This window comes from Veillonella nakazawae, from assembly GCF_013393365.1.
Lineage (GTDB): Bacteria > Bacillota > Negativicutes > Veillonellales > Veillonellaceae > Veillonella > Veillonella nakazawae.
In genome coordinates, this window is sequence record NZ_AP022321.1 from 986504 (window position 1) to 997459 (window position 10956).

The following is a 10956-nucleotide window of genomic DNA, read 5'->3' on the forward strand; positions in this document are numbered from 1 at the left end:
TTTATTTACGTTTTTTAGTTTTAACTGTAGGCTCTGTAGCAACAATTAATTTTTGATTTTTCTTTTCTAGATAGCCTAGATAGATAAATACACAGATACCAATGATGATGACAATCAAGCTAGTCATTTGAGCAGATTTTAAGCCTAATGTTAAGTTTACATAGTCACCGCGCAAAAATTCAAGGAAGAATCTAGCCGTAGAATAGAGAATCGCATAAAGCACGAATACTTGACCTTTAGCATGTTTAAAGGAGCTAAATAATAGGAGGGCTACAAAGATAAGAATGTCGATTTGACCTTCCCAGATTTCGGCTGGCCATAATGGTTGATTGCCGTAGGTGCGATGTGCTAACGTGCTTTCAGGGTAGAGAATGCCAAAATTACCGCCCGTAGGATGACCAAAGGCATCGCCATTTAAGAGATTTGCCATACGGCCTACAGATTGTGCCAAAATCAATGCTGGTGCAAATAAATCGGCAAAAGCCCAGAAATCGATATTATTTTTACGTAAGTACCAATAGCCTGCAATGGTGCCAAGAACGACACCGCCTTGAATGGCCATGCCACCTTGCCATACAAAGGGGATTTCTAGTAAATGATTGCCATAGTACTGCCAATCAAAGAAGAACACATCCCATAATCTGGCACCAATGAGACCCGCTACGGCAACAGTAATGGAAAAGTCGATGATATGTTCATGCCAACCACGACCATCTTTTTTTAATAAAACATAGGCAACTGAGGCACCACAGATGATAGCTAAGGCTAACATGGCACCATAAGCCCTGATAGGAAAGTCACCTATAAAAAATAGATATTGATGCATATAAAACTCCTTTTGTAATAACTTGTATTGTATAAGGTAAATTATAAATTACATGTACCCTTCATGCAACAACTGAGATGAATTCTATATAATATGGTATAATATAGAGATTGAAATTGTATCCCCTTATGGGGCTAGAGTTAGGAGAGTTCATGATTCGTAAATCTACTATTTTAAAATCCTTAACAGCTTTAGTAATGTCCGCATTATCTACGACTGCAGTACAAGCTGAGGTGTTGGTTCCCGTTGACCAATTCTTAGCAAATACAACACGTCATTACGAGGCAAATCAATATAAAACATCCTATACGGTGTATGTACCTCAAACAGAGTTACAAGGAAATGCTATTGTTTTAAATCCTGCTGCTGTTGGGGAACCTGTAAAATTGCCCACAACTAGCAAAAATGGCATGACCTATGTCGATATTGAGTCTGATCCAGCTATGCTTGGTGTGAGCTATACAAAGGTCAATGGTCAATTAACATTAGGTCCTGCACCGCAAGCCTCTACAGTAAAAGCTCCTTATACAATGCAGACACCATTATCTTGGGCCTTTGATCCATGGCCAACACAGGGGACTCCATATCAAGCAAAACTGAATTCCAGTGGTGATAATATCATTTCTCCAAGCTGGTTCAAATTACATAGTCTTGGCCTTGAAGCAAGTCCTAATGTAAGTATTGATTATGTTAACGATTATAAGAGCAAAGGTTACCACGTATGGCCTTTGATTACGAATCGTTTTGATCCTGGCTTTACTAGTGGTATCTTAGCAGATCAATCTGTATGGAAAAAATATGCACATAACCTCGTGCAATATGCTTATATTTACGGCTTTGATGGCTATAACTTTGACTTTGAAAATATTGATTATGCCGATCGTGATCGTTTAACAGCATTTGTAGCGTATTTATCTAACCATTTACATCAATACAATATTAAAACATCCATCGATGTAACTGGTTATTCTGATAGCCCAGAATGGTCCTTAGTATATAACCGCAGTGCTTTTGCTAATTCTGTAGACTATGTAGTTCTTATGGCGTATGACGAAACATGGGCTAAAAGTACAACAGCAGGTCCTGTAGCAAGTTATCCATGGGTTCGCAAACATACAGAAAAAATGCTTTCTGAAGTACCATCTCAAAAATTGGTACTTGGTGTACCATTCTATATGCGCTTATGGCATGATACTAATGGCTATGCAAAAGGCGAAACTTTGGCTATGAAAAACACGGGTAGCTATTTTGCAAATTATAAAGATAAAATGACTTGGGATGATCGATTAAAACTATTTTATTTATCTATCCCAACTGGCTCTGGTTCTGACCGTATCTGGTTTGAAGATAATACGTCTTTAGGTTTGAAACTAGATCTCGTAAAAGAATTACAGCTTGGTGGTTTTGCTGCATGGCGTAAAGGCTTTGAAGATGAAAGTACTATCGCTATGATTCAAGGTAAAGACTTAGGTCGTGGCATCCCTAAATCTCCTACAGCGGTTGTTCCTGAACCTGTAGTAGAAGAAACAAAACCATTAACTAAACTTGAACAATATAAATTGCGCTTAGAGGAAAAAGAAAAGGCAAAAGCCGCAAAGGCAGAAGCTAAACGCAAGGCTAAAGAGGAAAAAGAATTAGCTAAACGTAAAGCTAAGGAAGAAGCGCAGCAAGCTAAAGCGGAGAAAAAACGTTTAGAAGAAGAGGCTAAAGCGCAAAAGGAACGTGATGCACAAGAGGCAAAGGATAAAATTGCTTCTTATAAGAGTCATGGTTCTGTTCAAAATACAACTACTAAAAACGAATTAACAAAATCTGTACAAGTAGTAAAACGCTAGAGTTTGACTGCTTTCATAGTAAGTAGTAAAATAAAAATATTGATTATAAAACGGCAACTAATGAGGTTGACTATATGAGGAGGCCCCTACATGAATGAAAAATATGTAGCCCAAGATATTGAGAAAAAGTGGCAACAGTATTGGGAAGATAACCATACATTTAAAACAGAATATGATGAATCTAAAGAAAAATACTATGTATTAGAAATGTTCCCGTACCCATCTGGCAATTTACACATGGGTCACGTGCGTAACTATTCCATCGGTGACGTAGTAGCTCGTTTCAAAAAAATGAAGGGCTTCAACGTGCTGCATCCAATGGGCTGGGACTCCTTTGGTATGCCTGCAGAAAACGCAGCTATCAAACATGGTATTGCACCTAAAACATGGACACTAGACAACATCGAGAACATGAAATTGCAACAAAAAGCACTTGGCTTGTCCTATGATTGGGACCGTGAAGTTGCAACATGTAAAGAAGATTATTACAAATGGACTCAATGGTTCTTCCAACAATTTTATAAAAAAGGCTTAGCATACAAAAAAGAAGCTAAAGTAAACTGGTGTGAAACGTGCCATACTGTATTGGCGAACGAACAAGTTATCGACGGTGCTTGCTGGCGCTGTGATAACCCAGTTGAGAAAAAAGATTTGTCTCAATGGTTCTTGCGTATTACAGAATATGCTGATCGTTTGTTAACTGATTTAGACACTCTTGATCACTGGCCACAACGTGTTAAATTGATGCAAAAGAACTGGATTGGCCGCTCTGAAGGTACAGAGTTCTCCTTCGAAGTTCCATCCATTAATGAACGCGTATCTGTGTATACTACACGAGTTGATACTATTTATGGCGTAAGCTATGTAGTATTGGCTCCTGAACATCCATATGTAGAACGCCTTATTGAAAATGCTCCTAATAAAGCTGAATTAGAAGCTTTCATTACGCGTATGCGCAATATGAGCGATATCGATCGTACATCTACAGATGCACCAAAAGAAGGTATGTTCACTGGTTCCTATGCAGTAAACCCTATGTCTGGCGAACAAGTTCCAGTTTGGATTGCTAACTATGTATTAGTAGACTATGGTACTGGCGCTGTAATGGGTTCCCCTGCACATGATGAACGTGACTGGGAATTTGCTCATAAATATGATTTGCCAATTAAACAAGTTGTAGCTCGGGAAGGCGAAGAATATAGCCTTGAAAAATGGCAAGAATGGTACCATGAAGACGGCACTCTAGTTAACTCTGGCGATTATAACGGTCAAACATCTGAAGAGGCTCGTAAAAATATTACAGCTGCCCTTAATGAACGCGGTATTGGTGAAGGTAAAGTAAACTTCCGCCTTCGTGACTGGTTGATTTCTCGTCAACGTTATTGGGGCGTGCCAATTCCTGTAGTATATTGTGAAAAATGCGGTGAACAACTCGTTCCTGAAGAAGAGTTGCCAGTACGCTTGCCAGAGGATGTTAAATTTGAATCTGGTGCCGTATCTCCATTGGCTACATCTGAAAGCTTCTTAAATACTACATGTCCTAAATGTGGTGGTCCTGCACGTCGTGAGACAGATACAATGGACACATTTATCGATTCCTCTTGGTACTTCTTGCGCTATACAGATGCTAAAAATGACCAAGCTCCATTCGATAAAAAAATTGCTAATTACTGGATGAACGTTGACCAATATATCGGTGGTATTGAACATGCAATCTTGCACTTGTTATACTCTCGATTCTTTGTGAAAGTTATTCATGATTTAGGCCTTATCGAAGCTAACGAACCATTCCGTGGTTTGTTGACACAAGGTATGGTTCTTAAAGAAGGCAGTAAAATGTCTAAATCCAAAGGTAATGTAGTTTCTCCTGAAGAAATTATCAATACCTATGGTGCAGATACTGCACGTTTGTTTATTCTATTTGCAGCACCTGTAGATCGTGACCTTGATTGGTCTGACCAAGGCGTTGAAGGTTCTTACCGTTTCTTAGGTCGTGTATGGCGTATTGTTGATGCATATAACGAAGAAGCTAAGAAAAATGTAACTGGTGAACTTACAAAAGACGAATTTGCATTGCGTCGTGAATTGCACCGTGTTATCAAGAAGGTAACAGAAGACCTCGATAACAACTTCAACTTCAATACTGCTATTTCTGCCATCATGGAACTTGTAAATGCTATGTACGCTCATAAGGACAAAGCTGAAACAATTAATAGCGCTTTGGCTAATGAATTGACTCATTCCTTATTACTTCTTTTAGCACCATTCGTTCCTCATATGACAGAAGAGTTGTGGCATGAATTGGGTGAAACTACATCTATTCATACTGAAAAATGGCCTGTATACGAAGAGGCGGCTCTTGTTGTAGATGAAGTAGAAGTAGTATTACAAGTAAATGGTAAAGTTCGTGATAAACTTACTGTTTCCGTAAATATTACAAAAGAAGAATTAGAAACAATGGCTAAAGAATCTAGCCGTGTTCAAGAGTTTACAGAAGGTAAAAATATTGTAAAAGTTATTTATGTTCCTGGTAAACTTGTAAATATCGTTGTTAAATAACGATATTCTATTCGTTTAATACAGTAAGCCCCCAACTACATAGGTAGAAGGGGGCTTATTTTATAGTGAGGTAATTATGGCAAAACGTAGCGATTATATTTCCTGGGATGAATACTTCATGGGCGTTGCCATTTTGGCAGCACAACGTTCTAAAGACCCAAATACACAAGTTGGTGCATGTATCGTTAGCAATGACAATAAAATTTTATCCATTGGTTACAATGGTATGCCTTTAAACTGTAGTGATGATGATTTCACATGGGAACGCGATACAGCAGATGATAATAAATATTTCTATACTGTACATAGCGAACTCAATGCCATCCTAAATTATCGGGGAGGTTCCTTAGAAGGCTCTAAGATTTATGTCACATTATTCCCTTGTAATGAATGTGCAAAAGCCATCATTCAAAGTGGTATTAAGGCTGTTATCTACCGAGATGATCTTTACAAAGATACAAAAGAGGTTAAGGCATCTAAACGGATGCTAAAAACAGCAGGTGTAGAAATTATTGAATATAAACCTACGGGACGTACCGTACATATTACCGTATGATAATCAATAAAAGCATATTATTACAAGAAAAGCTCTTATCTATTAATAATGGATAAGAGCTTTTTCTATATTTTTACTATATCAGATTATATACCTAAATTATACTTGTAAACGACCGTCAATCATAATATCAACAGCTTGACCATCACGTGTATATCCCTTAATATTCATGTGTTCATGACCAATCATAAAGTCCACATGTGTTAAGGAGTGGTTAAGGCCGCGTTCCTTTAATTCTTCTTCAGATAAACCATCGCTGTTTTTAAGGCATGTAGGATAGGATGCACCAATTGCTAAATGACAGGACGCATTTTCATCAAACAATGTTTCGTAGAAGATTTGGTTAGACTGGCTAATTGGGCTGAAGTGATCCACTAATGCTACTTCGCCAAGGTAGTGGGAGCCTTCATCAGTTTCTACTAATTCTTTTAGAACTTCATAACCTTCTTTGGCTGTATACTCAACGATTTTACCTTCTTTGAATGTAAAGGAGAAATCAGAAATAGTGTTGCCATGGTAAATTAAAGGTTTTGTACTGTACACAATACCATTAACGCCATTGTATTGTGGAGCAGAGAAAACTTCTTCTGTAGGTATATTAGCGTTGAAAATAGTACCATCTTTAGAGGATTCTTCACCACCTAGCCAGATATGGCCTTCTGGTAATTCCAATAGGAGGTTAGTACCATTTTCACAAGTATAACGCAATGCCTTTAAGTCTAATTTATTCAATGCTTCACAACGGTGACGCAATTTTGCCATATGATGACGATATGTATCTTTTGCTTCGATACCTTCAATGCGACAAAGTTTTAATAATGTTGCCCACAATTGGTCGATTTTTTCTTCGTCCGTACCTTCATAGCCTAATAGATCTGCCCATAGAACTGTAGGTACAGAGGCAACACACCATGTAATAGAAGAGTTCATGATAGCTGTATGGTAGAAGGATAACGCTTTATTCAAATTACGAGATTGTAAGGAAATTCGATCTGTTGGGATACCTTCTAAAGCTTTTGGATTAGCACTAATTAAAGATAAGAAGGCTGCCTTATCATCGATATACTGTTTGTAAAATTCAGGAATCCAGTTAGCCGGTTTTTCTAAAACAGACTCGTTAGCATGTAATAAGCGTTGACGAGCGATAGGGGAACATCTCCAGTTAAGAACTACCTCTTTTGCACCTAGTTCATAGGCTTCTTCAGTAACGATTACTGCAAAATCTTTATTTTCTACATCAACAGAAATAACTAATGTTTGGTCTTCTTGTAAATTTACGCCGTACTTTAGTAATGTATGGGCATATTTTTTTAATGTATCTTGATTCATAAATTCTCCTTTTATTCGACATCAATTGTTAAACTCCTGCTAGTGTGACTAATAGAGTCATGGGTAGGAGTTTTATTTTTCATAGGGAAATCCTTCAGTAGGAGGTGCACTATGAAATATAAATTGAAGCCGTATATGATAATTATATTAATCCTATGTATTTTAGTAGGAATTTATTTCCTATGGCCTATTATAACAGATGAAAGCGATTCTGTCCTTGTTGAAGGAGGAGTAGATGGAAATTCTTCTATATCAAATGTAGTAGAAATATCTAATAAACCGATTGCTTATATTACAGGTGCCGTAGTTTCACCTGGTCTATATGAGCTTGAAAGCTCAGCAACAGTAGGAGATGTTATCAAGCTAGCAGGAGGGCTGTTACCGTATGCAGATGTAGAGTCTATTAATATGGCTAAATCTGTGACTGGAGGAGATCATATCCACGTAGTATTTAACTTTCACGGAAATCCTGAAGCGTTATTGCGTGGTAATAAAATAAATATTAATACCGCCACTGCTAAAGAACTAGATGCGTTACCCGGCATTGGTCCTGCTATGGCAAAGAGAATTGAAGAGTATCGTTCACAAAAGGGTCCCTTTACATCTGTTGAAGGCATCAAGGGGGTGAAGGGAATTGGTGACGGCGTATTTAAGAAGATTAAAGACAAAATTACAATTTAGTCATCGAGATAGCAAAAATGATGGACTCTTCAATGATGTAAATGATGTTAATGGGAACAGTAATGTTTTAACCCATAGCCAATGGGCACATATTATATTGGGTTCTATAATTATGGGTACAATATTAGGCTATGGTCAGTATTATCCAGTACTTAATCAGATGCACTACATCTTTGCTATAGGCATAGCCATTATAGGTGTCAGTGTTTTTAAAGCTTTACAATCGTCTGATTGGTGGTGTTCACTTGGTAAGTTAATAGTTTTAGTGTCTCTTTTTGTAGGACTATCGTATTATCAAACAGATTTACGGATTATACATTTCAATAGTTATACATCATATTATTTACAGCAAGAAGGGGAATACCTTTGTACAGTTCTTGCTGCTCCTGAAAAAGTAAATTTGAATGGACAGGAGTATTACAAATATAGTATTGCAATTCATGGCCTACATCCCTATAAAAATACTGCAAAAAATGACTATATTAAAGCACAAGGGCGTTTACAAGTTTACTCAAAGGAATCTGCTACGAACTATCCAATACGACTAGGAGAATATGCAATTATTGAAGGTACACCAAAACCCTTATTTCTCATTGAAGAGGAAGGTCGTATTAATCTAAGAGGCAGATATATGAGCTCGAATACTAGAGGTCGTATCTATGATGGTGTATATCGCACTGCTAGCAACAAAGATTTACAAAGGTTTTACTATAAAGATACATTTTTTGACAAATTATTTAGGAAAGGCCTATTAATTGCTGGTGTATTACACGAATCTATAGATAAAAATATTGGTCACAATCTAGAGGGACCGCAAAAAGTATTAGCTCAAGCGTTAGCTTTAGGTGGTCATTATAGTGAACTTGGAGAAGACCAAATGAAGGCTTTCTCTTATACAGGCCTTATCCATATTTTATCCATATCAGGATCACATATTGCTTTACTGTTAGCACTTGTATACGGACTTGGACGACTCATTAAATTAAGAAAACGTACATGTTTAATTCTTGGTATTATAGTTGCTTGTATATATTGTGGTATCGTAGGCGGCGATGCACCTGTTCTACGTGCTACGATGATGAGCATACTCATGTGTATCGCCTATATAAAGGGACGACTATATCAGGCCAAACAAGCGCTATGTATATGTGCTATTCTATGCCTCATATATGATCCATTCTCTTTGTTTGATGTGAGCTTTCAGCTATCCTTTGGGGCGACTTATGGATTGCTCATATGGGGAAAGGTATTATACGAACGGATACAATGGCTGCCTAGATGGTTAAAAATGCCGCTCGTATTATGTGTGTCGGCCCAATTATTAATTTTACCGTTACAGCTCTATTACTTTCACTATATTAGCATTGCTAGTTTATTAGCAGCTTGTATAGTAGCGCCCCTATTAGATATATCTATAGTTTTAATATTTGTAAGTACTTTAGTCAGTTACGTATTTTCTATATCGTTAATGTGGTCTTTATTAGATGTACTATTGCGTATATCTTTATATTTAAATCATGTGTTAGGTCGTAGTGGCAGTCTACTATGGCTTGGTATGATGCATCCTTATTGTGCTTATATATATTATGTGCTATTAGGTTTATTTACGTACTTTTTGACGCATAGAAAAAGATATACTGTACATATAGTAATATCATTATCTTTAATGATTTTAACCTTTGGCGCTTCCTATTATGTTACGCAGCACCATAAGGAAACATTAGTTCATTATATTCCAATGAAGCAATGCAATGTATTGCTTTGTATAGAACCTAATCATGAAGGGGCTCATCTATTAATTGATGCGCCAGACCATATTAAAACGACGCCTAACGAAAGGCTTGTCAATCAAGCTATAAGGGCATATGGTGTGAATCCAAAAGTTGTAAAGGTAGACTATTTTCATAGTAACGGATCTGCAAAAACAATATATAAAAATAGTATGAAAGAAATCGATGTATATAATGGACAAAGAGGAGAAAAAAATCTAAAATTAAATGATAAGATTAATACATTATTTATTACGAGTCGATCTAGTTCAATGAATGAAATTGGCAGATTACTGCCGCATAATATAGTTCTATTTGGCAGTCCACATGGGGCTTTACGCGATGTGGACCCATCATCAGAATATATGTATATTATGGGGTACAGTTTTATTGAGGATATGTATCTGTGAAAGGAGGATGTATGGCTGAAATTAAACTCATTTATGGCGATGAGCCACAATTAATTGAAGAAGAAAAACGTAAATTTTTAAGTGCCTATCCTGACCTTCCAGTAACAGTATTAGATGATGAAGCTGGGCCACAGAAGATAAGTGAAAAACTATGTGAAGACTCTCTTTTTGGTGATCAAAAGGTATTTTGCTTAGTGAATTTACCTATTATTCGTAAAAGCGGTAAAAATAGTGATGCCTGGATTCCATTGTATGAACTCCTCATGGAATATAATGGGGATAATCCTATAGTTTTGATTTATCATGATATGATTGATAAACGCATCAAGCAGAATAAAGAGATTTTAGATAAAATACCAAATCATCAATGTAAGCGCCTTGAAGGGGCAGACCTAGTGATGTGGATTCGTCAATATTGTACATCTAATGGATTTAAAATGACCCCTGATGCACAAGAATATGTAGCTCATCTCATCGAATTGTGGCAAGATGTACCAGTTTCTTTCATGCGAACCGAATTTGACCGTTATTTCTTGCAAATTACAGGCGATAAAGTCATTACCAAAGAGTTTCTCGAAGAAAATGGTAGTGATTATGGAGCTAAAAATATTTTTACCTTTAAAGAGGCTTTGTTAAAACGAGATACTGATACATTACTTGAACTATTTCCGTTTATGTTCGGTTATAAAGAATTAGATCGTGCTATGAGCTACATTGAGGGGCAATTACGTTTGCAATTACTAGTCAGCGAATGTCGCCAAGCGGGAATGTCTGTTCAAGCTATTCAAAACCTATGTAAGGACCATGATTCGTCATTTAAACCATATCCAATTAAGTTAGCTTATGAGGCGAGTCCTAGAATTTCGATTAAGGCGCTACGAGCTTTATTAAAAGGGCTCTATGAGATTATTTTGGATAGCCGTAGCAGCAAGGGCGATATTTGGCGATTTAGAGATTTATGTATTACCTATTGTGGGTATAAAGGATAAAA

Annotated in this window: 8 protein-coding genes; 6 read left to right on the top strand and 2 right to left on the bottom strand. The window is 36.9% G+C overall.

Annotated features, from left to right (window positions below; all coding sequences use genetic code 11):
* Position 1 precedes the first annotated feature (1 nt).
* Positions 2-826 (bottom strand): prolipoprotein diacylglyceryl transferase, encoded by an 825-nt coding sequence (lgt, locus tag VEIT17_RS04375; RefSeq protein WP_178884927.1) that lies wholly within the window; start codon positions 824-826, stop codon positions 2-4.
* A gap of 152 nt (positions 827-978) precedes the next feature.
* Between lgt and VEIT17_RS04380 the strand changes: the two genes are divergently transcribed.
* The 3 genes from VEIT17_RS04380 to VEIT17_RS04390 all read left to right on the top strand — a co-directional run bounded on the left by VEIT17_RS04380 (position 979) and on the right by VEIT17_RS04390 (position 5776).
* On the top strand, positions 979-2661 hold the full coding sequence (locus VEIT17_RS04380) for a glycosyl hydrolase family 18 protein (RefSeq protein WP_178886013.1): 1683 nt from the start codon (positions 979-981) through the stop codon (positions 2659-2661).
* A 90-nt stretch (positions 2662-2751) separates the two neighbouring features.
* Entirely contained in the window at positions 2752-5220 is a 2469-nt protein-coding gene (gene leuS / locus VEIT17_RS04385) for a leucine--tRNA ligase (RefSeq protein ID WP_178884929.1), read from the top strand.
* A gap of 76 nt (positions 5221-5296) precedes the next feature.
* Entirely contained in the window at positions 5297-5776 is a 480-nt protein-coding gene (locus VEIT17_RS04390) for a deoxycytidylate deaminase (protein ID WP_119208988.1), read from the top strand.
* A gap of 99 nt (positions 5777-5875) precedes the next feature.
* On the opposite strand, the gene VEIT17_RS04395 is transcribed toward VEIT17_RS04390, so the two are convergent.
* Entirely contained in the window at positions 5876-7105 is a 1230-nt protein-coding gene (locus VEIT17_RS04395; protein ID WP_178884931.1) for an aminopeptidase, read from the bottom strand.
* Between the two features lie 111 nt (positions 7106-7216).
* On the opposite strand from VEIT17_RS04395, the gene VEIT17_RS04400 reads away from it, so the two are divergent.
* Genes VEIT17_RS04400 through holA form a run of 3 tightly spaced genes read left to right on the top strand, consistent with a single transcriptional unit; the run spans position 7217 to position 10954 of the window.
* Entirely contained in the window at positions 7217-7786 is a 570-nt protein-coding gene (locus tag VEIT17_RS04400) for a ComEA family DNA-binding protein (RefSeq protein ID WP_178884933.1), read from the top strand.
* Entirely contained in the window at positions 7743-9965 is a 2223-nt protein-coding gene (locus VEIT17_RS04405; protein WP_178886014.1) for a ComEC/Rec2 family competence protein, read from the top strand. The genes VEIT17_RS04400 and VEIT17_RS04405 overlap by 44 nt, the downstream gene beginning before the upstream one ends.
* An 11-nt stretch (positions 9966-9976) precedes the next feature.
* Positions 9977-10954: a DNA polymerase III subunit delta gene (holA, locus tag VEIT17_RS04410; RefSeq protein ID WP_178884935.1), complete on the top strand. Its 978-nt coding sequence runs from the start codon at positions 9977-9979 to the stop codon at positions 10952-10954.
* The last annotated feature ends 2 nt before the right edge of the window (positions 10955-10956 follow it).

What these genes read in the sequence shown, in the direction of transcription:
- lgt (WP_178884927.1), bottom strand. Translation starts at nt 826, where the DNA reads ATGCATCAATATCTATTTTTTATAGGTGACTTTCCTATCAGGGCTTAT.
- VEIT17_RS04380 (WP_178886013.1), top strand. Translation starts at nt 979, where the DNA reads ATGATTCGTAAATCTACTATTTTAAAATCCTTAACAGCTTTAGTAATG.
- leuS (WP_178884929.1), top strand. Translation starts at nt 2,752, where the DNA reads ATGAATGAAAAATATGTAGCCCAAGATATTGAGAAAAAGTGGCAACAG.
- VEIT17_RS04390 (WP_119208988.1), top strand. Translation starts at nt 5,297, where the DNA reads ATGGCAAAACGTAGCGATTATATTTCCTGGGATGAATACTTCATGGGC.
- VEIT17_RS04395 (WP_178884931.1), bottom strand. Translation starts at nt 7,105, where the DNA reads ATGAATCAAGATACATTAAAAAAATATGCCCATACATTACTAAAGTAC.
- VEIT17_RS04400 (WP_178884933.1), top strand. Translation starts at nt 7,217, where the DNA reads ATGAAATATAAATTGAAGCCGTATATGATAATTATATTAATCCTATGT.
- holA (WP_178884935.1), top strand. Translation starts at nt 9,977, where the DNA reads ATGGCTGAAATTAAACTCATTTATGGCGATGAGCCACAATTAATTGAA.